Source organism: Streptomyces alanosinicus, assembly GCF_014650595.1.
Lineage (GTDB): Bacteria > Actinomycetota > Actinomycetes > Streptomycetales > Streptomycetaceae > Streptomyces > Streptomyces alanosinicus.
This window is the reverse complement of the sequence record NZ_BMVG01000009.1, coordinates 13,364-37,596: the sequence shown is the minus strand read 5'-3', so window position 1 is coordinate 37,596 and position 24,233 is coordinate 13,364. Positions and strand designations below refer to the sequence as shown.

Here is a 24,233-nt window from a genome sequence, read left to right as displayed (position 1 = left end):
CACGCCGGCCCGGCCCGTACTCCGCCCCGAACCCGTCGTCAGCTCCGCGCGCACTCCGCCGCCAGGTCGTCGGCGAGTGCGGCGATCGTGGCCCGGCCCTCCACCCGGGCCACCCAGGCGTGCGGCAGGCCGGTGTCGCCGTACAGCGTGCCCAGCAGGTTGCCGCAGATGGAACCGGTGGAGTCGCTGTCGCCCGAGTGGTTGACGGCGAGCAGCAGCGACGGCTCGGGGCGGGGCTCGGCGAGCGCGCAGTAGACCGCGATGGCGAGGGCCTCCTCGGCGACCCAGCCCGCGCCGAGGGACTCCACCTTCTCGGCCGTCGGCGTCCCGCCCGCGGCGAGGTCCAGCGCCGCACGCAGGGCGGCCGAGGTCTCGGCGTGGCCGTGGTGCCGCTCCAGCAGCCGCAGGGTGCGCAGCACCGCGCCCTCCAGGGAGTCCCCGGCGACCAGGTGCGCCACGATCGCGGCGAACGCGCCCGCCGCGTAGTAGCCGGTGGGGTGGCCGTGGGTGATCTGGGCGCCGCGTGCCGCCATGGCGAAGGCCGCGTCGGCGGGGGCCGCGAGGCCGAACGGGGCCGAGCGCATGACCGTGCCGCAGCCCTTGGAGTCGGGGTTCACCTCGCCCGGCGAGCCGTCGAGCGGGAGTCCGGGGGCGGGCGCGTACCGCTGGGCGACGCCCGACAGGCAGGCGTTTCCGGGGGCGCGGCGGGAGTACAGCCAGGCCTCGGTGACCAGGCCGCCTGCCGGTGCGCCGGGCCGGTCCGGCGCGCCGTACGGCGAGGCCGACGACTGGGGGCCCGACTGGGCCGGCGCCGGACGCTCCTGGGTCTGAAGCCAGCGCTCGTAGGCCTGGCGCAGCAGCTCGGGCCAGGCACCGCCGACGCCCTTCTCGCGCTCCTGTGCGTGCGCCTGGATCAGGGCCTCGGCGGTGAACAGGGTCATCTGGGTGTCGTCGCTGATCAGGCCGACCGCCGACCCGTGCGGGCCGGGGCCGAGACCGGTGACGCCGCGCGGTCCGTGCGCGGCGCGGATCCGGTCCAGGGAGGAGAACTCCACCTGGTAGCCGAGGGCGTCACCGAGCGCGCCGCCGAGGAGACAGCCGCGGACTCTGGCCCGGTACACGGCGGCGGTCTGAAGGGACGGCGTGTGCCACGGCTGCGGGCACGGCTCGTTCATGCGTAACTCCTCGACTACGGTCGGATGCATGACCATTGTCGCCACCGGCCCCGCCGGGTCGTCCACCGCCCCCGCCGCCGACAAGGGTGTCGGCCCGCTGCTGCGCGCCTGGCGGGAGCGGCGCCGGGTCTCCCAGCTGGAGCTGGCGCTGCGCGCCGACTCCTCGGCCCGGCACATCAGCTTCATCGAGACCGGCCGGTCCCGGCCGAGCGAGGAGATGGTGCTGCGGCTCGCCGAGCATCTGGACGTACCGGTGCGCGAGCGCAACTCCCTGCTGCTGGCGGCCGGTTACGCCCCGCACTATCCGGAGACCCCGCTGGACGACCCGGCGCTGGACGCGTTGCGCGACGGCATGGAACGCCTCATCCAGGGCTACGAGCCCTATCCGGCGCTGGTGGTCGACGCCACGTACACGGTCGTCGCCGCGAACCGGGGCATCACGATGCTGCTGGAGGGTGTGGCCGAGAAGCTGTTCTCCCCGGCGCCGAACGCGATGCGGCTGACGCTGCACCCGGAGGGGATGGCGCCGCGCATCCGCAATCTGCGCGAGTGGCGCGGGCATCTGCTGGAGCAGATGGAGCGGCAGATCGCCCTGCAGCGCTCGGACCGGCTGCGCGCCCTGTACGAGGAGGTGGCGGCCTATCCGCTGCCCGAGGACGCGCGGGACGACGAACCGGCCGGGCCCGTCGCGTATTTCGCGCTGCCGCTGCGCATCGAGCATGACGGCCGGATCCTGTCGTTCGTGTCGTCGATCTCCACGTTCAACACCCCGATGGACGTCACCGTCGCCGAACTCGCCATCGAGACGTTCCTGCCTGCTGACCCGGCGACCGCCAAGTATCTGCACACGCTGGCCGGTTGACCGCTCTCCGGGTACCCCTGATCCCCTCGGACCCGTGTGCGAAAGCGGATCACATGGCAGACTGCCCGGGTATCTCTGCACGATGGGGAGGGCGTGGCGTGAGTGAGCGGCGGGCTGCGCCCACCGTGGGCCAGGTGGTGCTCGGCAAACGGCTGCAGGAACTGCGCGAGGCCTCGGGCCTGAGCCGGGAGGAGGCCGCCCGGGTCCTGCGGGTGGCGTCGGCGACCGTACGGCGGATGGAGATGGCCGAGGTCGCCCTGAAGATCCCCTACGTACAGGTGCTGCTGGACACCTACGGGGTGGCCGAGGAGGAGGCGGCCGCGTTCGTGCGGCTGGCCGAGGAGGCGAACCAGCCGGGCTGGTGGCAGCGGTTCCACGACGTGCTCCCGGACTGGTTCAGTCTGTACGTCAGCCTGGAGGGCGCCGCCCGGATCATCCGCTCCTACGAACCGCACTTCATCCCCGGTCTGCTGCAGACCGAGGACTACGCACGGGCGGTGCTGGAGGCCGGGACGATCGGGCAGACCTCGCCCGAGGCCGTGGAACGCCATGTGTCGCTGCGCATGGAGCGCCAGCGGCTGCTGGAGCGGGACGATCCGCCCCATCTATGGGTGATCATGGACGAGACGGTGCTCAGACGCCCGGTGAGCACCCGGCCCGAAGTACAGCGCGACCAGTTGGACAAGCTGCTGGAGTACGCCGGGCGCGACCGGATCACACTGCAGATCGCCGAGTTCGCGGCGGGCCCGCACCCGGGGACGTACGCGCCGTTCACGCTGTTCCGCTTCGCCGAGCCGGAGCTGCCGGACATGGTGTTCACCGAGTATCTGACGGGCGCCCTGTATCTGGACTCCCGCCGTGAGGTCTCCGCGCATCTGGAGGTGCTGGACCATATGACGGCGCGGGCCGCGTCGGCGCAGCGTACCCAGAGCCTGCTGCGGGAGTTCCGCACGGCCTTGTGACCGGACAGAACGACCCGTCGGGCCGGTGCACGCGGGGGGGGCGGTCAGACGATGACCCGTACGGGTCCGTGAAAAGGTGCGCCTCCGTGCCCGCTCCAACTACGACACACCGTACGCGGCCGTCCTGGACGCGGTGTGCGCCACACTGCCGACCCTCAACACCGGAGTGCGCCCATGACGACACTGCTGGTGGCCGGTCTCGTCCGGCGCTACCGCTACGACAAGTACGGCTGGACCACCCACTCCTCGCCGGTGTTCCACTACGGCATCCCGTTCGTGCTGGTTCTCTCTGTACGGCGGTACGGCGGCCCGGGTGCTGACGGTCGCCGGGATCGTGCCGCTCGGCGCGATCGCGCTCGGCATGGCCGCCAAGCTGTCGCACGCCGCCGGCGACGGCTACAACTACCGTGAGACGATCGGCCCCTGGGCGCGCAGCCTGTTCACACTCCAGCCGAAGACCCACCTCATGACGGGGGTGCCGGTGCTGTACCAGGTGCACGCGGTGATCGGCATGCTGCTGATCGCGTTCGTGCCGTACAGGCGCCTGGTGCATATGTTCAGCGCGGCCGGGAACGGCTAGGCGGCTCCGTCCTTGCGGCCGGGTTCGTCGTCCACGATCTCCGCGTCGACCACACCGTCCGCGTCGGCGGCGGGTTCGCTCTCCGGTGCGCCCTGACCATCCGGTGCGGCCTGAGCGGCGGAAGCGGCGTCGGCGTACATGGCCTGCCCCATCTTCTGGCTGACGGTGGCGAGTTTCTCCACTCCGGCGCGCAGGGCGGCGGTGTCGGCCTTGCGGTCCAGGAGGGCCTTCAGTTCCGTGGCCGCCGCCTCCACCTCGCCGCGGGTGCCGGCGGGGATGCGGTCCTCGTTGTCGCGGAGGAACTTCTCGGTCTGGTAGACGAGTTGCTCGGCCTGGTTGCGGGTCTCGGCGGCCTCCCGGCGCGCCCGGTCCTCCTCGGCGTACTGTTCCGCCTCGCGCATCATGCGGTCGATGTCGTCCTTGGGCAGCGCGGAGCCACCGGTGACGGTCATCTTCTGCTCGCGGCCCGTGGCGAGGTCCTTGGCGGAGACATGCATGATCCCGTTGGCGTCGATGTCGAACGCCACCTCGATCTGCGGGATGCCGCGCGGGGCGGGCGGCAGCCCGGTGAGGTCGAAGACACCGAGTTTCTTGTTGTAGGCGGCGATCTCGCGTTCGCCCTGGTAGACCTGGATGCCGACCGAGGGCTGGTTGTCGGTGGCGGTGGTGAAGATCTCCGCACGGCGGGTGGGGATCGTGGTGTTGCGTTCGATGAGCTTGGTCATGATGCCGCCCTTGGTCTCGATCCCGAGGGACAGCGGGGTGACATCGAGCAGCAGCACGTCCTTGACGTCGCCGCGCAGGACACCGGCCTGGAGGGCGGCGCCGACGGCGACCACCTCGTCGGGGTTGACGCCCTTGTGCGGGTCCTTGCCGGTGAGTTCGCGCACCAGGTCGGTCACGGCGGGCATCCGGGTGGAGCCGCCGACGAGGATGACGTGGTCGATCGCGGACAGCTGGATCCCGGCGTCCTGGACGGCCTGGTGGAACGGCTGCTTGCAGCGGTCGAGCAGGTCGGCGGTCAGCTCCTGGAACTGGGCACGCGTCAGTTTCTCGTCCAGGTGCAGCGGGCCGGCGGCGGAGGCCGTGATGTAGGGCAGGTTGACCGAGGTCTCCGAGGACGACGACAGCTCGATCTTGGCCTTCTCGGCGGCCTCGCGCAGCCGCTGCACCGCCATCTTGTCGGCGGTCAGATCGATGCCGTGACTGCCCTTGAACCGCTTCGCCAGATGCTCGACGATCCGCTGGTCCCAGTCGTCGCCGCCGAGGAGGGTGTCGCCGTTGGTGGCCTTCACCTCGATGACTCCGTCGCCGATCTCCAGCAGGGACACGTCGAAGGTGCCGCCGCCGAGGTCGAAGACCAGCACGATCTGTTCCTCGCCGCGGTCCAGGCCGTAGGCGAGGGCAGCGGCGGTCGGCTCGTTGATGATCCTGAGCACCTTCAGGCCCGCGATCTCGCCGGCCTCCTTGGTGGCCTGCCGCTGCGCGTCGTCGAAATAGGCGGGCACGGTGATCACCGCGTCCGTGACGTCCTCGCCGAGGTAGGCCTCCGCGTCCCGCTTCAGTTTCTGCAGCACCCGCGCGGACAGCTCCTGGGCGCGCAGCCGGGAGCCGTCGATGGTGCCGCTGTCCGGGAAGCGCCAGGCGGCGTCGCCCATGTGCCGTTTCACCGAGCGGGCCGTGCGCTCCACGTTCGTCACGGCCTGCCGTTTGGCGACCTCGCCGACCAGTACCTCACCGTTCTTCGCGAACGCCACCACCGACGGCGTGGTGCGCGCACCCTCCGCGTTGGTGACGACGGTGGGCTCACCGCCCTCCAGGACGGCCACCACCGAGTTCGTCGTCCCGAGATCGATCCCGACCGCATGTGCCATGGTCCGTCCCCTTCCGCCAGGGCGTCTTCGGCACATCCAGCAGAAAACGCGCGTACGGCGCTGTCAATGCCACGATGCCCGCGAACAGCGATGCCGCGCCCCTTCGACGGGACGCGGCATCCGGCGGCGTACGAGCGTCAGGCCAGCTCGGCCGTGAGGGTGATGGTCGTACCGGTCAGGGCCTGGCTGACCGGGCAGTTCTTCTTGGCGTCCTCGGCGGCCGAGGCGAAGCCCTCCGCGTCCAGACCCGGCACCTCGCCGCGCACGGTGAGGTGGATGCCGGTGATGCCCTCGCCCGGCTGGAAGGTGACGTCGGCCTTGGTCTCCAGCCGGGTGGGCGGGGTGCCGGCGCCGGCCAGGGCGTGCGAGAGGGCCATGGAGAAGCAGCTGGAGTGGGCGCCGGCGATCAGCTCCTCGGGGCTGGTCCTGCCGTTCGCGTCCTGGGAGCGCGAGGCCCACGTGACCGGCTGCTCGCCGATGCCGGAGGAGTCGAAGGTGACGACGCCGTTGCCCTGGAGCAGGTTGCCTTCCCAGACGGTGTGCGCGGTGCGCGTGGTGGCCACGGTGCTTCCTTTCGCGGGTGGTCGGCCCGGGTTCCGGGCTTCCGTGCCCCTATCCGATCACATCCGGGCCCGTCACACACCGAAGACCGGCCCACGCGCGGTGAACGCGAGGTGACGTCGTGTTCCGGCCGCCGTCGCACGCCGGTCAGGCCGCCCGCTCCGCCACGGTGTCGGCGGTCAGCGGCACCTCGGGGCCGCACAGTTCGCGCAGCCAGCGGCGCAGCACGCGGTGCACCTGCTCGGCGCCGGCCGGTGCCGCCTCCCGGTCGCCGGCCGGTGCGGACAGCTCCAGCGGCGAGAGCAGGAACGGGTGCGACTGGGCGCCGCCGAGCCCGCCGTGGGAGCCGATCTGCTCCTCGAAGGCGAGCACCTCGCCGTCGGCCGGGTCGTGCGCCGAGTTCACCATGATGTCGGCGGTGTGCGGGAAGGAGTGGGTGCGCCGGACGGCGTCGGCGGCGCCGGCACCGAACCGGGCCAGCGGGCCGGTCTCGTCGTCGAGGTCGGCGAGCGGGATCTGGGCACCGTGGGCTCCCAGCACCACGCCGTCGTGCTCCTCGCTCCGCACCAGCAGGAAGCCGATGCCGGGGTGGTTGGCGAGGGTGGTGAGCAGGGCGGGGTGGCGGGCGTCGATCTCCTCCCTGGTCATGCGGTGCGGCACGTCCGGGAAGGAGATCAGGCCGAGGTTGCCGGAGGCCAGCACGATCGGCGCGGAGCCGGGGGCCGGGCGGTGCTGTCCGTCCTTCTCCTCCACGGGCCGGCGCAGCGCGGCGCGGACGGCGGCGCGGGCCTCGGCGCCGCTGTGGGTGTGTTCCGCCCGGCGCGGCACCGGCAGCCCGCAGCCGGCCCGGACGAGGTCGCCGAGGGTGAGGCCGTAGCGGGCGCGGAAGGTCTCACCGGGGCTCTGCCCGTGGTCGGAGAGGACGACGAGACGGTACGGGCGGGGGGCGTGTTCGGCGACCCGCTGCAGCAGGGCGAGGCAGCGGTCGAGGCGCTCCAGGACCTTCTCGGCGTCCCGGCTGCGCGGTCCGGAGTGGTGGGCGACCTCGTCATAGGCGACCAGGTCGGCGTAGACGGCGCTGCGGCCGGCGAGCATGTCGCCCATCACCGCGGCGACGACGACATCCCGCTCGACGACGGTGGCGAAGGCGCGGACCAGCGGATACAGGCCGCCGCGGCGCACCCGGGGGCGCTGCCCGCGCAGCCGGGCCCGGGTGGACTCGCCGATCTCGCGGGCCACCTCGGCGACGAAGGACAGAACCGTGCGGACGGCGCCCGCGGGGTCGGAGAAGTAGGCGAAGTAGCCGGCACGGGAACGGTTCTCCCGGCTGCGGCGGCGGGTCGCGATGGACAGCACGAGGGCCTGTTCGCCGGCTCCGCCGCTGAAGAGGTTGCCCCGGCTGGCGCCGTCCACGGTGAGCAGTCCGCCCTCGCCGGTCCGCAGGACGGCGCGGCGCTGCAGTTCGGCGGCGCTCGTCGGCCGGTTGCACACCATCACCTCCCCGCGGTCCTTCTCGTACCAGCGGAAGGCCGGCACGTCGAAGGTGCTGCCGTGCAGGATCCCCAGCTGGCTGGCACCGGTCTGGCTGGACCAGTCGGTGCGCCAGGGGGTGAGGCGATGGGTCGCCGGCGGCATGCCGTCGCCCGCGCCCAGCAGGCATGCGACCGCCGGCATCAGGCCTTCCTGGACCGCGTCCACGAGGACGTCGTGGCCGACGCCGTCGAGCTGGACGAAGACCAGGCCGGGGGCGGCGGGACAGGGCGGGTCGGATCGGCGCCGGCGGGCGGCGAGTCGGTGCAGCCGGCGGCGGTAGGCCTCGTCGTCGCGCACGGCGAGGGCCGCGCCGGTGGCCGAGGCCACGGCGGACATCACGGCCGCCACGATCACGGCGGTCTCGGGGGCCACCGCGCCGCGGCCGGAGGGGTTGATACGCAGCGCGAGCAGCAGCAGGGAGCCGTTGAGGAAGAAGACCAGCAGGCCGAGCACGAGGGCGGGCACGAGCAGCAACAGCCGGACCAGCAGCGGCCAGACCACGGCCGACAGCACACCGAAGGCGCCGGCGCCACAGGCGGCGGTGACGGCGATACGGGTGGCGCTGTCACCGTCGGCGGACTGGAGCTGGAAGTCGGGCAGGACCGCGGCGAGGACCAGCATGGTGAGGGTGGAGACCGCCCATACAGCGATGCTCCGCCCGATCTGACTGGCGACCCGCCGCCACCGCACGCCTCGCACGCCCCGTACACCTCGTGTCCCGGCCCTCCCCCGCCCCTGCGGCGGGAAGCGCCCGTCTCGCCTCGCCGGCCGAACAGACCGCCGTCCACCTTGTCATACCGGTCATACCGACGCGGGGGCCGTATGCCGCGGGGGGCGTGCGTGACGGCGCAGGCGTCAGCGGCCGTCGTAGCCGGCTGTCGGCATGGACAGCCGGCGGTGCACGCGTGCCTTCATCTGTGCGTCGTACGCCGGCTCGGCCCGCCCCACGGTCTCCACGCGTACGCCGCGTCGGGCGCACTCGGCGGTGAACGCCTCGACCGAGGACAGGGCCCGCCTGAGCACCCGCAGGCTGGGGGCGACGAAGACATCCACTCCGGGCCGGACGCCGTCCCACAGTGCGCAGTGATCGAAGCGCAGTCCGCCGACGAGCAGTTCCCGGGCGATGACATATCCGTGTTCGGCGGCCCAGCGGGCGCACATGGCGTGCTGGCTGCGGGAGTCGACGAGGAAGGGGTCGGCCTCCAGCTCCTCCAGGGGCGTCAGACTCGCGATGGCGATGACCCGCACGGCCCCGGGCACGGCGGAGGAACCCCGCACCTCTCCCATGGCGTCCCCCCTCACCTCCGGGTTTCGTCGCAGACCCTACTCCTGCCCGTAGGCTTCGGGGAGTCGCGTGAAGGGGGCGAAGAGGGTGCCGGTGGAGATCACCTGGTGGGGTCACGCCACCTGCACGGTGCGGGATGCGAACACACGGGTGCTCACCGATCCGCTGTTCGCCCGCCGGCTGGCGCATCTGCGGCGCCGCCGGGGTGCCGTGCCCCCGGCCGAGGCCCGCCGCGCGGACGCGGTGCTCGTCTCGCATCTGCACGCCGACCATCTGCATCTGCCCTCGCTGGCCGCCCTCGACCCGGGCACCCGGCTGCTCGTGCCCCGGGGCGCCCCCCGGGCGGTGCCGGGTCTGCGGCGGCTGCCCGGGCTCTGGGTGACGGAGGTGGCGCCCGGGGACGAGGTGCGGATCGGCGAGCTGCTGGTGCGGGTGGTGCCGGCGCTGCACGACGGGCGCCGGCTGCCGGTGGGACCGCATCGCTCGCCCGCGCTCGGCTATGTCGTCCAGGGCGAGGCACGGACCTATTTCGCCGGGGACACCGGGCTGTTCGACGCGATGGCCGAGGAGGTCGGGCCGGTGGACGTGGCGCTGCTGCCGGTGGGCGGCTGGGGGCCGTATCTCGGCGAGGGGCATCTGGACGCGGGGCGGGCGGCACGGGCGCTCGCGCGGCTGGCGCCGCGGGCCGCGGTGCCGGTGCACTACGGCACGTACTGGCCGATCGGGATGGACGCGGTGCGCCCGCACGAGTTCCATGCGCCGGGCGACGAGTTCGTGCGGCTGGCGGCGGCGCTGGCGCCGGAGGTGGCGGTGCACAAGCCGAGGCACGGCGAGAGTGTGCGGCTGGAGATCGCGCGGTGAGGTGGCCGGCCTCCGCGGCGGCGCTCGCCGTCACCGCCACATCGACCGCGCCGCCGGAGTCGACACAGCAGGCGATCGGCTATCCGTCGCTGTTCCTGCTGGTGCTGACCGGGGCGCTGGTGCCGGTGGTGCCGACCGGGGCGCTGGTCAGTTCGGCCGCGGTGGTGGCGTTCCATCAGACGGCGCCGTTCTCGCTGGCCCTGGTCTTCGTGACGGCGTCGCTCGCGGCGTTTCTGGGCGATGCGGCGCTGTACTGGCTGGGGCGGCGCGGGATGCGGTCGCGCAACGGGTCGCGGTGGCTGGAGGCGATCAGGGCACGGGCGCCGGCGGAGCGGGCCGCGCAGGCGCGGGGCAGGCTGGCGGAGCACGGGGTCGCCGTGCTGGTGCTGTCCCGGCTGGTGCCTGCCGGTCGGATTCCGGTGATGCTGGCCTGTCTGATGGCGGAGTGGCCGCTGAGGCGGTTCGTGCGGGGGAACCTGCCCGCGTGTCTTGCCTGGGCGGCCACGTATCAGGTGATCGGGATTCTGGGGGGTTCGTTGTTCGAGGAGCCGTGGGAGGGGGTTGTGGTGGCGGTGGGGCTGACCGTGGCGATCAGTGCGATGCCGGGTGTGGTGCGGCGGCTGCGGTAGCGCCCCGTGCCCCGGACGGAGCGCTCCACTCCAGCACTCCTGAGGCTCCGACCGGCAGATCCCACAGGTCCGCGCGCTCCAGTCCCGCCTTCTCCCAGGCCGCTCTGACCCTTGTGAGGGGTTCCAGGACCGGTTCGGCCGAGAGGACGAAGGTGCCCCAGTGCATGGGGGCCATGTGGCGGGCGCCGGCGTCGAGGGTGGCCTGGACGGCTTCCTCGGGGACGCAGTGGACGTCGCTGAGCCACCAGCGGGGGTCGTAGGCGCCTATGGGCATGAGGGCGAGGTCGATGCCGGGGTAGCGGCGGCCGATGCGGGAGAACCAGTGGCCGTATCCGGAGTCGCCGGCGAAGTAGAGGCGTTGTCCGTCGGAGTCGGTGAGGACCCAGCCGCCCCAGAGGCTGTGACAGGTGTCGGTGAGGCCGCGCTTGGACCAGTGATGGGCGGGGACTAAGTCGAAGCGGACCCCGGCCAGTTCGGCGCCTTCCCACCAGTCCAGCTCGGTGACGCGGGTGAAGCGCCGGCGGCGGAACCAGCGGCCGAGGCCGGCCGGGGCGAACACCGGGGTGCGCCGCGGGAGTCGGCGCAGCGTGGGGGCGTCGAGGTGGTCGTAGTGGTGGTGGCTGATGACGACGGCGTCGACGGGCGGCAGGGTGTCCCAGGGAACCCCGACGGGGGTGATACGGGCCGGGGTGCCGAGGATACGACGGGACCAGACGGGGTCGGTGAGGACGGTCAGGCCGCCGATCCGGACGACCCAGCTGGCGTGTCCGGCCCACGTGACGGCGAGGGTGCGGGCGCCGGCGCGGGGCAGCGGGGCGGATGTGCGCGGGAGCCGGGGGCGTCGGCGAGGCCGCCGCGTCCGGGGCGTACGGCGCCGTCGCGGGCGAAGCGCGCGAGGGCCTTGAGGCCGGGCAGCGGTGCGGTGAGCCGGTCGTGGAACGTACGTGGCCACACCCGGTGTTCGCCGAGGGGGCGGGGCTCGGCGAGCGGCGGGAAGGGAGCGGCGAGGGGCTGCGGCGCGGCGGTGCCGGGGGCAAGGGCCGTCGTGGACAGGGGAATCGCCGCGGGCGCCTGGGGGATCGAGGTCGTCGGGTCGGATCCGGGCTTGCGCGTCGTGGGCTCGTGCGTCTCGGGCTGCTGCGTCTCGGCCTGCCGCGTCCGCTGCGTCATCGGGGAGGCTCCCATCGCTGAGCGTTGTCGCGGAGATCGTCGAGGACTGACGTCAAGGAGATCAACGCGCGTTGCACGTGCGGCAGTTCCAACGGTGCGGGGGTGGTGAGGCATTCCGCGCGTTCCTCGTCCGTGCCGCCCAGCAGGGGCCCGGTCGCGAGCCGTACGCGCAGTGCCCCGAGGTCGTCGCCGAAGCGGTGGCCGCCGGGCGCGGGCATGCCGAGCCGGCCGGTGAGCAGATCCTCCAACTCCTGGGCGTCGCCCACGCCTTGAGCGGCGAGGGGCTCACGCAGCGGGCCGAGATCGACGTACAGGTGGCGACCCGCCTGCGGGGGACGGACGAGCCCGCCCGCGGCGACGACGGCGGCGTGCGCGGCGGCGGCCACGCGCGCGTGCAGCCGTACGGCGGCCTCGCGGCGCTCGGTGACGGGCGGGGGTTCGTCCAGGGCGTAGCCGGCCGCCGTGGCCACAGGGGCGGCGACGCGGGCGCCGAGCGCGGTGAGGATGTCGAGCACGCGCGCGTGGAGGTGTCGTCCGGGTGCGGTGGCCGGGAAGCGGGCGACGGCGGCGGGCCAGCCGGGCGGCAGCAGCGATCCGGCGAGGTCCGTGACGACGGTGACCTGGTCGGGGAGCATCTCGGCGGGGCTGAGCAGGACCGTGTCGTGGGGGTCGTGCAGGGTGTCGCGCCATGTCTCGTCGCTGACCAGGTGCAGTCCCTCGGCGGTGGCGGCCTCGATGGTCTCGTGGAGCAGTTCGGGCGGGGCGACGGTGGCGGTGGGGTCGTCGGCGACGGACAGCACGAGCAGCCTGGGCTCGCCGCCCTCGGCACGGACCCGGCGGACGGTCTCCAGCAGGGCGTAGGGGTCGGGGACGCCACCGCTCTCGGCGGGGGTGGGCACGTGGTAGACGGGCCGGCCGAGCAGCCGGGCGTACGGCGCCCACCAGGCGGCGCAGGGGCGGGGGACGAGGACGTCGACGCCGTCGGTGGCGAGTGCGGCGGTGACGGCGAGCAGCAGCGCGGGGGCGCCGGGGCCGGCGGCCACCTGGTCGGGGACGGTCGGCAGCCCGCGCCGGGTCCAGTAGCCGCAGGCCGCTTCGAGGAGGGCGGGGGCGCCGCCGACGGGCTGGGCGGTGGCGCGGCCGGCCGCGGCGGCGAGCACGGCGGTGAGCTCGGGGAGCACGGGAAGGCCGTCGTCGGGCAGGGGCGGGCCGTAGCGGACCGGGCCGTGGCCCTCGGGGTCCGTCCGCCGCATGTACGCCTCCGCGCGGTCCTGGTGCCGTGTGCCGCCCTGCCGGGTTCCGGGTGGCCGGGGCGGGCCGTGTCGTCGTGGGGGTGTGTACCCGCCGGGCGGACCGCCATGGGAACGGCGGACGGCGCCCGGGTCACATGTCTGTGGGCCCGCCTCCCGAGGCGCGCCGGCGGCCGAAGAGCCGGTAGCCCGCTCCGCCGCAGGCCGCCGCGATGAAGGCGGTGCCGGCGGCGAGCGCGGGGACGGAGTCGGTGAAGCTGCCCCCGTCGCCGGCCGCGACTCCGTGCTGCACGCCGGGCGGGGTGCATCCGTCGCCGCCGTGATCCTGCCGGTCGTCGGGGCCGCCGCAGCCGTGGCCGTCGTCGGAGCAGGCCCCGGCCCCGGTGCACTGATGACCACCGGCGTCCCCACCACCACCGCCGCCACCGCCACCCCAGTCGCTGTCACCGGTTCCGTCCGCACAGGCTCCGCTCCCGCCGCCGCCCACGCACTGGTGACCACCGCCGTCGCCCTGGCACTGGCCTGTCTGATGGCATGGGGTGTGTCCGGGACAGGTCTGCCCCTGCGTACAGCCACTGCCGTCCTGGCAGGGCCCGCCCGCCTTGCAGGCCGTGCCGGGACCGTCCTGGCAGGGCCCGCCGTCCCGGCAGGCGGTGGGTCCGGTCTGGGACGTGCCGCACTGCTGCGGTGCGGCGCACGCACCGGGGACGCCCTCGGGGGCGGCGACGGTGCTGGTCGGGGGCACGGTGCCGGGGCCGACCTCGGCGGCGGACGCGGCGGGCCCGGCCAGGGCGAGCGCGGCACCGGCGACGAAGGCGACGGACAGGGCACGGACGGTGCGGCGCATGGAACGGGCTCCTCGGCATGCACGGCGGGACGGTCGGCGGGGCTGCACCGGACACCGGCACGGCAGTACGTCCGCCACCGGTAGGGCGGTGCGTCGGGCACCGGTACGGCGGACGGCCGGGCGGTGTCGCGGCTACGGGGCACAGGGTGTGCCCTCGCTGCCATCACAGCCCGTGCGGCGCCGGGGCGCGCGCGGCCGGACCCCATTCGCGGGACACGCGCGGCCGGCCGGGTGACGGGAACCGTCCGTCAACCGTCCGTGCCGGCCGTATCACGCCTCCGGGGTGGCCCGTGAGGTTTTCCGTCCTGCTCGCAGGTGACTCGGTAGGTGTTGACCGGCCGAGGAAAAGGCCGTGCCCTCTGTGGAGGCAGACATGCAACGAGGCAGTGACCGGCTGAGTGCGCACCGGGACGACGAGATGAAGCACGAGCTCAAGGACCTGCTGAGGTCCGGGCATCCGACACGCGTGGAGGAGTGGCACGATCCGGAACCGGCCGCCGACGACGACCCCGAACTGTGGCGCGGACCGGTGGGCGGCCTGGGGTCACCGGCGTCGCTGGAGCGGGTGCGGTCGGAGCTGGCCCGCACCTTGAGCCGTAGCGCGTTCCCGGCGACCACGCGTGATCTGGCCCGGATGCTGCGCCGGCGGAACGCGCCCGCCGCGCTGGTCGACGCGGTGGCCCACCTGCCGCGCTCGGCGCACTACGAGAACGTGCAGCAGCTGGCCGAGGCGCTGGCGAGCGGCGGATGAGCGGTGCCCGGTCCGCCGCGGCCGGGCGTCCGGCCGCTCAGGTGCCGGAGGTGTCCGGCGTCGCGGCCTCGGCGCAGCAGCGGTCCCGGGCGCCCTCGCGGGTGCGGCCCGCGCTGACCAGGCGGCGCGGGTTGCGGCGCAGATACTCGCCCTCCAGCTGGGCCATCCGCTCGTTGTGGGTGCGCAGCGCGTCGTTCGAGCCGTACAGGAGGGTGTCGTGGCGCGTGCGGTGGATCGTCTCCAGCTCCTTCATGAGCTGCTGGTCGTCCAACCGGCTGGGGTCGACTCCGGTCATGTGGTGCCCCGCTCGTCGTGTCCGTCTCCCTGGATGGATCCATGGAGCTCGCGTTCCTGAGTCCACAGTCCACTGTACGAAGTTCCCGGTCCCCGGGCCTCCGCATGCACCGACGGCCCGCGGACGGGCCTGACCCTAGCGGGCGCGCTCCACGCGGCGTTCGTCCCAGACCGGCTCCGGGGTCTCGCGGACGCGGCCGTCGCTGCCGAAGACCAGGTAGCGGTCGAAGGAGCGGGCGAACCAGCGGTCGTGGGTGACCGCGAGGACTGTGCCGTCGAAGGCCTCCAGGCCCTCCTGGAGGGCCTCGGCGGACTCCAGGTCGAGGTTGTCGGTCGGCTCGTCCAGCAGCAGCGCGGTGACGCCCTGAAGTTCCAGCAGCAGGATCTGGAAGCGGGCCTGCTGGCCGCCGGAGAGCCGGTCGAAGGACTGCTCGGCCTGCTGGGTCAGCTCGTAGCGGCGCAGCCTCGACATGGCCGCGCCACGGTCCTGGGAGTGCTCCTTCCACAGGATGTCGAGCAGGGTGCGGCCCTGGAGCTCGGGGTGCGCGTGGGTCTGCGCGAAGTGGCCGGGTACGACGCGCGCACCGAGCTTCCACTGCCCCGTGTGCGCGACGTCCTCGCCGGCGAGGAGACGCAGGAAGTGTGACTTGCCGGAGCCGTTGGAACCGAGGACGGCGACCCGTTCGCCGTAGAAGACCTCCAGGTCGAACGGCTGCATCAGGCCGGTCAGTTCAAGTCCCTTGCAGGTGACGGCCCTTACGCCGGTACGGCCGCCCTTGAGCCGCATGGTGATGTCCTGCTCGCGCGGCGGCTCCGGCGGGGGTCCGGCCTCCTCGAACTTGCGCAGCCGGGTCTGGGCGGCGGCGTACCGGGACGCCAGCTCATGGGAGACGGAAGCCGCCTGACGGAGACTCAGCACGAGCTTCTTCAGCTGGGCGTGCTTCTCGTCCCAGCGGCGGCGCAGTTCCTCGAAGCGGGCGAAGCGTTCGCGGCGGGCCTCGTGGTAGGTGGCGAAGCCGCCGCCGTGCACCCAGGCGTCGGCGCCGGCCGGTCCCGGCTCCACGGAGACGATCTTCTCGGCGGCGCGGGCGAGGAGTTCCCGGTCGTGGGAGACGAACAGGACCGTCTTGCGGGTCTCCTTCAGCTGCTCCTCAAGCCACCGCTTGCCGGGTACGTCGAGGTAGTTGTCCGGCTCGTCCAGCAGCAGGACCTCGTCGGTGCCACGCAGCAGGGCCTCCAGGACGAGGCGTTTCTGCTCACCGCCGGAGAGGGTGCGCACCTGGCGCCACTGGGCGCGTTCGTAGGGCATGCCGAGTGCGGCGGTGGTGCACATGTCCCACAGGGTCTCGGCCTCGTAGCCGCGCACCTCCGCCCAGTCGGCGAGGGCCTGCGCGTAGGCGAGCTGGGCGGCTTCGTCGTCGACGGTCATGATGGCGTGCTCGGCCTCGTCGACGGCCCGGGCGGCCGCGCGGATGCGGGGCGGGGCGACGGACACGAGCAGGTCCCGTACGGTCGTCTCGTCGCGTACGGAGCCCACGAACTGGCGCATGACGCCGAGGCCGCCGCTGACCGTGACGGTGCCGGCGTGCGGCTTCAGCTCGCCGGAGATCATCCGCAGAAGGGTCGTCTTGCCGGCGCCGTTCGGGCCGACCAGGGCGACGGCGGCGCCTTCGCCGACCCGGAAGGAGACGTCCCCGAGCAGGGTCCTCCCGTCGGGGAGGTGGTACTCGAGGTGCGCGGCTTCCAGATGTCCCATGGGCAGGCATTCTCCGGGGCGGCCCGGACCGGGGCAAACCGTTATCCGAGCGGGCCGGACGCCGGCCCGCCGGTGCGGCCCGAAAGGCAGGCTCTAGCCCGCCGTCGCCACCGGCTCCCCCGTCGGTCCGGCCTCTCCCGCCGGTTCGACCGTGGCGCCCTCCCAGGACAGGGCCTTCCAGCCGTCGGCCGGGGAGCCCTCCAGGACGACGACGCCGGTGTTGCTCAGGGGGTGGGCGGCGGCGAAGGCGACGTCGACGTTGCCGGCGCGGGCGGCGACCCACAGGCGGATCGCGGCGCCGTGGCTGACCATGGCGACGGTGCCCGCGCCGCTCGCGGCGGCCTCGGCCGTCACGGCGTCGTACCGCGCGAGGGCCTCCGCGCCGCTCTCCCCGCCGGGAACGCGCAGGGCGGTGTCGCCGGCCGCCCAGGCGAACACGGTCCGCATGTACTCCTGGCCCTCCGGGGACTCTCCGGGCAGCATCTCCAGATCGCCGGCGGACACCTCGCGGATGCCGTCGCGGACGATCGTGTCGAGGCCCCGGGCCGCGGCCAGCGGGGCGGCGGTGAGCTGGGTGCGCAGCAGCGTGGAGACGTAGAGGGCCTCGATGTCCTCCCCGGCGAGCGCCTCGGGCAGTGCGGCGGCCTGTGCCTCGCCGAGCGGGGTCAGCGCGGGGCCGGGCACGGCGGTGTCCAGCAGGTGGTCCACGTTGGAGGGGGTCTCGCCGTGGCGGACGAGGAGCAGGCGCATCCGGGGATTCTCCTTACGCACCGGTCGTGCGCCCGGCGCGGACAGGCACGAGAAACGGGCACTTCAGGGTAACCGGGCCGCACAGTCGCGGCCCTCGCCCCCGCCCCCGTCATCCGCCCTGGCCACACACACCGTCGTCCAAAATATGAAACACCAGTCTCATTATTCGGCACACGCGCGTACCGTGTCATGCACCAGCGGAGACAAGGGCGAAGGGGAACGGCCATGCCGAAAGCACGGGAGACCGCCGTCTACACGCACGGGCACCACGAGTCGGTGCTGCGTTCGCACACCTGGCGGACCGCCGCCAACTCCGCGGCCTATCTGCTCGGCTCCCTGAAGCCGCACATGAAGATCCTGGACATCGGCTGCGGGCCGGGCACCATCACCGCCGACCTGGCGGAACTGGTCCCGGACGGCCACGTCACCGGCGTCGACCACGCGCCGGGCATCCTGGAACAGGCGCGGGCCACCGCCGCCGGGCGCGGTCTGGCCAACGTGGACTTCGCGGTCGCCGACGTGCATGCCCTGGACTACCCGGACGACACGTTCTGCGTGGTCCACGCCCACCAGGTGCTGCAGCACGTCGGGGACCCGGTGCAGGCGCTGCGCGAGATGCGCCGGGTGACGAGGCCGGGCGGGTTCATCGCCGTTCGCGACGCGGACTACGCGGCGATGACCTGGTATCCGGCGGTGCCCGGGCTGGACGAGTGGCTGGACCTGTACGAGCGGGTGGCCCGCGCGAACGGCGGCGAGCCCGACGCCGGGCGCCGGCTGATGTCATGGGCGCTGGCCGCGGGCCTGCGGGACATCACGGCCACGTCCGGCACCTGGACGTACTCCACGCCCGAGGAGCGGGCCTGGTGGAGCGGTCTGTGGGCGGACCGCACCCTGGCCTCCGCCTACGCGGACCGGGCCACGCAGGGCGGGCACGCGACCGAGGAACAGCTGCGGGCGGTGTCCGCGGCGTGGCGCGAGTGGGGCGGGCGCCAGGACGGCTGGTTCGCGGTGCTGCACGGGGAGATCCTGTGCCGCAAGGAGGCCTGAGCCAGGAAGCCTGAGCGCGGAAGGCCGAGCGCGGAAGGCCGACGGGTGGGCAGCGCTACGACACCACCTCTTCCCCCGTGAAGGAATAGGCGGCCCAGGGGCCGGTGAGTTCCACCCGGATTCCGGTCGCCTCCTGCCGCGCACGGTCCACCAGTTCCACGAATTCCTCGGAGTGCGCGCGGGGCACCAGATAGGCGGCGTCGAAGACGTTCGGGCCGGGCACGGCGGCGGGTCCGGGGGGCTGCGGGGTGTGCAGCCGGCAATCCTCGGCGTACCGGGAGAGAAGCTCGTGCAGCGACCGGGCGAACGCCTCGGCCCGCGCGGGGCCGGGCTCGGCGGGCTCCGGCTCCGGCTCCGGCTCCGGCTCCAGATACAGCTTCACGCCCCACTCCACCCGGCCCTCCAGCCGGTCGAGGGTGCGCCCGAATTCGTCCTCCCGGGCCTCGATCATCATGCGCACCGACCAGTCGTCCTGGAAGACGATCCCGGGCCGGAGCGGCAGCGGGGTGGTGACCGTGGTGAGCGCGTCGATCACGCCCTCGTGGGCGCGGGCGGTCGCGGCCAGCCAGTCCTGGTCCGCCAGGTGCGCCCGCAGCGCCTCCTCGCAGCAGTCCGCCACCGGGACCGTGCTGACGACCGCGATCAGGTCGTGGTGGCGCAGCAGCGCCGGCTGGGCGCCCCCGACACCTCTCAGCTCGGCCTGCAAAGGCGTCCCGAAGGGGCGGCAGACGGCATAGACGTAGCGCGGTCCGGTCATGATCCCTCCTTCGGCGCGGCCCGGTGACCTGCCGCTCCCCTCGGGGTGACGAAAACGGGCAGGGTGGAGCGGCCGGCGACGTCCTTCAGCTACAGACTGGCCCGGCCGCCCCGGGCACGCCACCCATCGCCGGACCACCGGTCGCCGTGGCGGGCGCGGAGCTCAGCGCGGGATCGTCTCCTCCACCAGGAGCCGGGCGGTCGCGGCGATGCCCAGGGCGTCGATGCCGGCCGCGTGCAGCTGCTCGTCGGGCGCGGCCGAGCCGGGCATGGTGCGCACCGCGAGCCGGACCAGCCGGGGCACGGGCCGGCCGTCGCCGAAGGCCTCCGCCACGGCGTCGCCCAGGCCGCCCTCGGCGTGGTGGTCCTCCACGGTGAGCAGACAGCCGGTCTCGGCGGCCGCCCGGCGCAGCGTGTCCGTGTCGACGGGCTTGACGGAGTACAGGTCGATCACCCGGACCAGGATGCCGTCCGCGGCGAGCCGGTCGGCGGCGGCCAGCGCCTCGGGCACGGTGACCCCGGCCGCGACGACCGTCAGCCGGTCCTCCGCGCTCGTACGGAGCGTCTTGCTGCCGCCCACCGGGAACTCCTCGTCGGGGCCGTAGATCACCGGTGTCTTCCCGCGCGAGGTGCGCAGATAGCGGATGCCGTCCAGGCCGGCCATGGCCGCGACCAGCCGGGCGGTCTGGTTGGCGTCGCACGGGTACAGCACGGTCGAGCCGTGCACGGCGCGGAACATGGCCAGGTCCTCCAGGCCCATCTGGGAGGGCCCGTCCTGCCCGATCCCGACACCGGCGTGCGAGCCGACCAGGTTGATGCCGGAGCCGCTGACGGACGCCATGCGCACGAAATCGTAGGCGCGGCTGAGGAACGCGGCGAACGTCGAGGCGTAGGGCAGCCAGCCGCGGGCGGCCATGCCGACGGCGGCGGCCACCAGCTGCTGTTCGGCGATGTAGCACTCGAAGAACCGGTCGGGGTGCGCCTTGGCGAACTCCTCGGTGCGGGTGGAGTCGCCGACCTCGCCGTCCAGGGCCACGACGTCGCCTCGGGCGGCGCCGAGCGCGGCGAGCGCCGCGCCGAAGGCGTCCCGGGTCGCGACCTCCGCGCCCTCGTCGTAGCGCGGGAGCAGGAGCACCTCGGTGGTCAGATCGCGCAGCGCGGCGGCGGCCGGCGGCTCGTTCACCCGGATGCGCGCATCGCGTGGTCCGCCGAGTTCGGCGATGGCCTCCGCGGCGTCCGGCAGCGGCTTTCCGTGGTGCCCCTCGCGGTCCTCGACGGCGGCGACGCCCTTGCCCTTGAGCGTGCGGGCCAGGACCACGACGGGCTGCCCGGACGTGGCGAGGGCCGCGCCGAAGGCCCGGTCGACGGCGTCGACGTCATGGCCGTCGACCTCGATGGCGTGCCAGCCGAAGGCCTCGAAGCGGCGGGCGTAGGCGTCCAGGTCATGGCCGTGCCGGGTGGGGCCGCGCTGGCCGAGCCGGTTGACGTCCACGATCGTGATCAGGTTGTCCAGATGCTCGTACCCGGCGTGCTCGGCGGCCTCCCACACCGAGCCCTCCGCCAGCTCGCTGTCGCCGCACAGCACCCAGACCCGGTAGCCGGTGCGCTCCAGGCGCTTCCCGGCGAGCGCGATGCCGACCCCCACCGGCAGGCCCTGGCCGAGGGATCCGGTGGCCGTCTCCACCCAGGGCAGCCGCCGGGGCGTCGGATGCCCCTCCAGCCGGCTGCCGAGCTTGCGGAAGGTGAGCAGTTCGCCGTCCTCGATGACACCGGCGGCCTTGTACGCGGAGTACAGCAGGGGTGTGGCATGTCCCTTCGACAGCACGAAGCGGTCGTTGGCGGGGTGTTCGGGGCGTTCGAAGTCGTAGCGCAGATGGCGGGCGAGGAGTACGGCCATCAGATCGGCGGCGGACATCGAGGACGTGGGGTGTCCGGATCCCGCGGCATCGGACGCCCGCACACTGTCGACCCGCAACTGCTGTCCCAGTTCGGCGAGTTCATCGGTGTTCATGAGTCTCCTTGCGCGGCGTCGAGCGGGACCGTCCCACGGGGCGCCTCCGGCGGGGTGGCCTGTCCGAGGCATTCCGCGTATCCGGGGCCGCGCCACGTAAACGCTCCGCCGGTCACCCGTATGGTGGGGAGGGTGGTTCGGCACGCGCCGCCTCAGGCCGGCTGCCCGGCCGTCGGCTGAAAACACTCCGCCGCCCAACTAGGCTCGTCCGCATGGAGATTATGGGCGCCTCGCTGCGTATCTGCGTCGACGACCTCGAAGCCGCGGTCCCGTTCTACGAGGCTCTGGCCGGCGGCAGAGCCATGCGGTTCGAGCGGGGTGCGGTGCAGGTGGCCGCGATCGGCTCCTTTCTGCTGATGAGCGGGCCGGAGGCGGAGCTGGAGATCCTTCGGAAGGTGGCCGCGACCATCGCCGTCAAGGACGTGGAGGAGGCGCAGCGGCTACTGACCGACCTCGGCGCCCGGATCCTCGTGGGACCCGTGCCGACGCCCGCCGGCCGGAACATGCTCGCGATGCATCCGGACGGCTCGCTGTTCGAGTACGTCGACCAGCACGGCTGAGCCGGCCGGGAGCACGTCGGGCCGCCGGGCGCAGCACGCACGGCGGCCCGTCAGGACGGCTCCGGCCGCATCCGGAAGTCGAGGCGGACGGGCAGCGGCTCGTCCGTGAGGCGGGCCCACAGCCGGCCGAGCACCTCCTCGCCCTCCCGCAGGTCGGCGACGTCGAACCCCGCCTCGAAGACGGCCCGCGCCCGGTCGGGCCGCCCCTCGGCGAGCAGCAGCTCGGCCTCCAGGAGCCGGAACCGGCCGCGCCGGCGGACGGCGGGCAGCAGCCGCTCCCAGACGGTACGGGCGTCCGCCGTCCGCCGCACCCGCAGCAGCGCCCGCAGGGTCTCCCGGCCGAGCGCGGCCACGGCGGCGGTCCAGGTCTCGCCGTCGTCGCGCCGCTCGCGGCACAGGTCGTCGAAGGCGTCCGCGTACCGTTCGGCGGCCCGCTCGTGGTGACCGGACTCCTGATCGGCGACGGCCAGGCAGCGCAGCAGGGGCCAGAGGGAGGGCGCCAGCGGAAGGGCGCGCTCCCAGCTGCGGACGGCCTGGGCGCGGTCCCCGGCGTGCCATTGGGCGACGCCGAGGTGGTACTCGGTGTGCGGGGTGGCGGGCGCGGTCTCCAGCATGTCCCGCCAGTGCGGGGCGACCAGCGTCTCGCCGGGCGGCCGTACCCGGCGCGGCTCCGGCAGGGAGCCGGTGCGCAGCAGTTCGCGCCAGGGGGCCTGGGCGTCCCCGAGGGTGGACTCGGGGAACGGGGTGCCGGGCAGCTTCCAGTCGGCACGCAGTACTTCGAGTGCGCCCCAGCCGGATCCCGTGGCCAGGATCTCGCCGGGTTCGGAGTCGGCGGACGGCCGCCAGGCCGCGTACGCGTCGTCGACGCGGGCGCGGGGCAGGGCGGCGGCGAGGCGTTCCTCGGCGGTCCGCACGGCCCGGGTCCACTCGCTCTCGGGCGGCACGTCGAGCGGTCCGTACGCCTCCAGCCAGGACACCTCGCTGCCGGCCTCCAGGCGGACGTGTTCCAGCTGGGTGCGGGCGAGTCCGGCCTGGATCTCGCAGTAGCCCGCGGTGCCGGGTGCGGTGAGCCACTCCTGCCAGCGCCGGCCGCCGGGCCGGTGGCCCCACACGAAGAGCTTGCGGCCGCGCAGCACGTCGGTGGAGGTCTGCACCAGCCCGTGGCCCTCCGCGTCGAGGGCGGCGATCCAGCGGCGGCGGCCGTCCGGCACCTCGTAGAAGTAGTCGGCGGCGTAGGGGCTGTTGAGGGGGAGGGTGCGGTCGATCCCGTCGTACGACGGGACGGGTACGCGGCGCAGGCGGCGTTCATAGCCGAACTGCCAGGCCTCGTCGGCGGGGGCCAGGACTCTGCGCTCCTCGGGTACCGCGATGTTGGACCACCAGTACGTCGGCACCGGGCGCTCGTGCGGGTTGCGGACGCGGACACCGACGTAGAGGAAGTCGGAGCCGTCGGGCAGCCACAGGTCGACCTGGAAGGGCAGGTCGCGCAGCCGTTCCCACTCCCACAGACGCAGCATGTCTCCCCCACTGCCTGAACGGCGTGGGTGGTGCCCCCAGCTGTCGGGGGCGGGGACGCGGGCGGCGTGCAGGGGTGCGCAGGAGAGGGTGGTGTGGCCGGTGGCGCCGATGTTCCATTCGATGCCGCCGGAGTACCAGGCGCCGTTGAGGGCGAAGTTGGCGGGCTGGAACACCGGGTTGCGGTAGAGGAGTTCGCGTCCGGTGGGCAGGTGCAGCAGGGAGACGACGCGACCGCCGAGGCCGGGCAGGACGGTGGCGCGCAGCCGGTCGTTCTCGATCACCAGGGCGTCGAGGGCGCGCGGTGCGCGGGTTCTGTCGTAGCCGTCGCGGACGCGGACCGGGAGCAGGCTCGTCAGCGGCTCGTGGCCGAGCTGGCGGGCCATGTCCGCGGGCATGCCGTCCCGGTCGCGGTCCTCGATGCCGTGGACCTCGTCGAGCGGACGCAGCGGGGGCAGCGGATTGTCCGGGCCCAACTGCGCGGCGGGCAGCGTCAGTACCTCACGTCGGATCCTCGTCACGATCACCATGGAACCGGGCGCGCGTTGTCCCGGCCAGGGGACGTGCCGGTCAGGATTGCGCAAAGGCGTCCACGACGGGGTGGAACGGCGAGGATCAGGCGGTGGCGCGCATCTCGGCGGTGAGGGCCCAGCGTTCGTGGTCGCGCCAGGCGCCGTCGATGTACAGCATGTCCGGGGAGAAGCCCTCCAGGCGGAAGCCGGCGCCCCGGGCCAGGGCGATCGAAGCGGCGTTCTCCGGCTGCACGTTGATCTCCAGCCGGTGCAGCCCGAGCGGGCCGAAGGCGTAGGTGATGACCAGGTCGAGGCCCTCGCGCATCAGACCGCGACCGGCGGCGTGCGCGAAGGCTCCGTATCCGAGGGCGCCGCACTGGAAGCCGGCGCGCACGATGTTGTTGATGTTGATGAACCCGGCGATGTCCCCGCCGTCCTTCTCGCACACCAGGAAGCCGGCCTTGGCCGGGTCCTCGATCAGCCGGCTCGCGTAGGCGGCGTACGCGTCGTCCGTGTCCGGCGGGAACAGCCAGGGCCGGTGCAGGTCCTTGCTCTCCCGGGTTCGCGCCGTGAACTCGGGACCGTCCGCGAGGGCGAGATGGCGGATGGCCACGCGGGGGCCTTCGGCGAGGTAGTGGGGTCCGGTGTGCGGCATCCGGCCAGCCTACGGCGGCGGCACCGGCCGGGTCTCC

General features: G+C 73.6%; 19 protein-coding genes and 4 pseudogenes. 8 read left to right on the top strand and 15 right to left on the bottom strand.

The annotated features are described in order from the left end of the window. Positions 1-38 precede the first annotated feature (38 nt). Positions 39-1,175 (bottom strand): ADP-ribosylglycohydrolase family protein, encoded by a 1,137-nt coding sequence (locus IE277_RS20690; protein WP_189954557.1) that lies wholly within the window; start codon positions 1,173-1,175, stop codon positions 39-41. Positions 1,176-1,203: 28 nt separating this feature from the next. Between IE277_RS20690 and IE277_RS20685 the strand changes: the two genes are divergently transcribed. The 3 genes and pseudogenes from IE277_RS20685 to IE277_RS20670 form a co-directional block, all read left to right on the top strand. Continuing rightward, a complete protein-coding gene (locus IE277_RS20685) occupies positions 1,204-2,037 on the top strand; it encodes a helix-turn-helix domain-containing protein (protein WP_189954555.1) in 834 nt (277 codons plus the stop codon). A gap of 98 nt (positions 2,038-2,135) precedes the next feature. After that, complete coding sequence (locus IE277_RS20680; protein WP_189954553.1) at positions 2,136-2,999, top strand: Sco1979 family transcriptional regulator; 864 nt, start codon at positions 2,136-2,138, stop codon at positions 2,997-2,999. Between the two features lie 174 nt (positions 3,000-3,173). After that, positions 3,174-3,564 (top strand): annotated as a pseudogene (locus tag IE277_RS20670) (respiratory nitrate reductase subunit gamma); the annotation flags it as partial. 11 nt (positions 3,565-3,575) lie between these two features. Here the strand turns inward: IE277_RS20670 and dnaK are convergent. The 4 genes from dnaK to IE277_RS20650 form a co-directional block, all read right to left on the bottom strand. After that, positions 3,576-5,453 carry a molecular chaperone DnaK gene (dnaK, locus tag IE277_RS20665; RefSeq protein ID WP_189954551.1) on the bottom strand — a complete coding sequence of 626 codons (1,878 nt, stop codon included), beginning with the start codon at positions 5,451-5,453 and terminating at the stop codon, positions 3,576-3,578. 137 nt (positions 5,454-5,590) lie between these two features. Continuing rightward, complete coding sequence (locus IE277_RS20660) at positions 5,591-6,016, bottom strand: OsmC family protein (RefSeq protein ID WP_189954549.1); 426 nt, start codon at positions 6,014-6,016, stop codon at positions 5,591-5,593. A 145-nt stretch (positions 6,017-6,161) separates the two neighbouring features. Further along, positions 6,162-8,246 carry a phage holin family protein gene (locus IE277_RS20655; RefSeq protein WP_189954547.1) on the bottom strand — a complete coding sequence of 695 codons (2,085 nt, stop codon included), beginning with the start codon at positions 8,244-8,246 and terminating at the stop codon, positions 6,162-6,164. A 156-nt stretch (positions 8,247-8,402) separates the two neighbouring features. Then, complete coding sequence (locus IE277_RS20650; protein WP_189954545.1) at positions 8,403-8,834, bottom strand: hypothetical protein; 432 nt, start codon at positions 8,832-8,834, stop codon at positions 8,403-8,405. Positions 8,835-8,919: 85 nt separating this feature from the next. Between IE277_RS20650 and IE277_RS20645 the strand changes: the two genes are divergently transcribed. Next, positions 8,920-9,693, top strand: coding sequence for an MBL fold metallo-hydrolase (locus tag IE277_RS20645; protein ID WP_189954916.1), 774 nt, complete (start codon positions 8,920-8,922; stop codon positions 9,691-9,693). A 74-nt stretch (positions 9,694-9,767) separates the two neighbouring features. Further along, complete coding sequence (locus IE277_RS20640) at positions 9,768-10,322, top strand: DedA family protein (RefSeq protein WP_189954915.1); 555 nt, start codon at positions 9,768-9,770, stop codon at positions 10,320-10,322. On the opposite strand, the pseudogene IE277_RS20635 reads toward IE277_RS20640, so the two are convergent. The 3 genes and pseudogenes from IE277_RS20635 to IE277_RS20625 all read right to left on the bottom strand — a co-directional run bounded on the left by IE277_RS20635 (position 10,285) and on the right by IE277_RS20625 (position 13,589). After that, positions 10,285-11,492 (bottom strand): annotated as a pseudogene (locus tag IE277_RS20635) (MBL fold metallo-hydrolase). The gene IE277_RS20640 and the pseudogene IE277_RS20635 overlap by 38 nt on opposite strands. Beyond that, on the bottom strand, positions 11,489-12,745 hold the full coding sequence (locus IE277_RS20630) for an aminotransferase class I/II-fold pyridoxal phosphate-dependent enzyme (RefSeq protein WP_189954543.1): 1,257 nt from the start codon (positions 12,743-12,745) through the stop codon (positions 11,489-11,491). Before IE277_RS20630 ends, IE277_RS20635 begins: the two are co-directional and overlap by 4 nt. 130 nt (positions 12,746-12,875) lie before the next feature. Then, entirely contained in the window at positions 12,876-13,589 is a 714-nt protein-coding gene (locus IE277_RS20625; protein ID WP_189954541.1) for a hypothetical protein, read from the bottom strand. A 373-nt stretch (positions 13,590-13,962) separates the two neighbouring features. On the opposite strand from IE277_RS20625, the gene IE277_RS20620 reads away from it, so the two are divergent. Beyond that, positions 13,963-14,340, top strand: a complete 378-nt coding sequence (locus tag IE277_RS20620; RefSeq protein ID WP_189954539.1) for a DUF2795 domain-containing protein — start codon at positions 13,963-13,965, stop codon at positions 14,338-14,340. Positions 14,341-14,377: 37 nt separating this feature from the next. On the opposite strand, the pseudogene IE277_RS20615 reads toward IE277_RS20620, so the two are convergent. From IE277_RS20615 to IE277_RS20605, 3 genes and pseudogenes are all read right to left on the bottom strand, one after another. Beyond that, a pseudogene (locus IE277_RS20615) lies at positions 14,378-14,670 on the bottom strand (DUF6158 family protein). Positions 14,671-14,770: 100 nt separating this feature from the next. Continuing rightward, positions 14,771-16,390 carry an ABC-F family ATP-binding cassette domain-containing protein gene (locus IE277_RS20610; RefSeq protein ID WP_189954535.1) on the bottom strand — a complete coding sequence of 540 codons (1,620 nt, stop codon included), beginning with the start codon at positions 16,388-16,390 and terminating at the stop codon, positions 14,771-14,773. A 93-nt stretch (positions 16,391-16,483) separates the two neighbouring features. Further along, positions 16,484-17,140, bottom strand: coding sequence for a histidine phosphatase family protein (locus IE277_RS20605; protein WP_189954534.1), 657 nt, complete (start codon positions 17,138-17,140; stop codon positions 16,484-16,486). A 225-nt stretch (positions 17,141-17,365) separates the two neighbouring features. Here IE277_RS20605 and IE277_RS20600 point away from each other — a divergent pair, with 225 nt between their 5' ends. Further along, positions 17,366-18,187: a class I SAM-dependent methyltransferase gene (locus IE277_RS20600; RefSeq protein ID WP_189954532.1), complete on the top strand. Its 822-nt coding sequence runs from the start codon at positions 17,366-17,368 to the stop codon at positions 18,185-18,187. A gap of 55 nt (positions 18,188-18,242) precedes the next feature. Here the strand turns inward: IE277_RS20600 and IE277_RS20595 are convergent, their stop codons facing one another. Next, a complete protein-coding gene (locus IE277_RS20595) occupies positions 18,243-18,944 on the bottom strand; it encodes a GvpL/GvpF family gas vesicle protein (RefSeq protein ID WP_189954530.1) in 702 nt (233 codons plus the stop codon). A gap of 162 nt (positions 18,945-19,106) precedes the next feature. Further along, positions 19,107-20,960: pseudogene (locus IE277_RS20590) on the bottom strand (transketolase); the annotation flags it as partial. Between the two features lie 206 nt (positions 20,961-21,166). Here IE277_RS20590 and IE277_RS20585 point away from each other — a divergent pair. Beyond that, complete coding sequence (locus IE277_RS20585) at positions 21,167-21,514, top strand: VOC family protein (RefSeq protein ID WP_189954526.1); 348 nt, start codon at positions 21,167-21,169, stop codon at positions 21,512-21,514. A 50-nt stretch (positions 21,515-21,564) separates the two neighbouring features. Here the strand turns inward: IE277_RS20585 and IE277_RS20580 are convergent, their stop codons facing one another. Together IE277_RS20580 and IE277_RS20575 are read right to left on the bottom strand one after the other, a co-directional pair. Beyond that, entirely contained in the window at positions 21,565-23,559 is a 1,995-nt protein-coding gene (locus tag IE277_RS20580; RefSeq protein WP_189954525.1) for a DUF5107 domain-containing protein, read from the bottom strand. A gap of 85 nt (positions 23,560-23,644) precedes the next feature. Further along, positions 23,645-24,196: a GNAT family N-acetyltransferase gene (locus IE277_RS20575; protein ID WP_189954523.1), complete on the bottom strand. Its 552-nt coding sequence runs from the start codon at positions 24,194-24,196 to the stop codon at positions 23,645-23,647. Positions 24,197-24,233 lie beyond the last annotated feature (37 nt).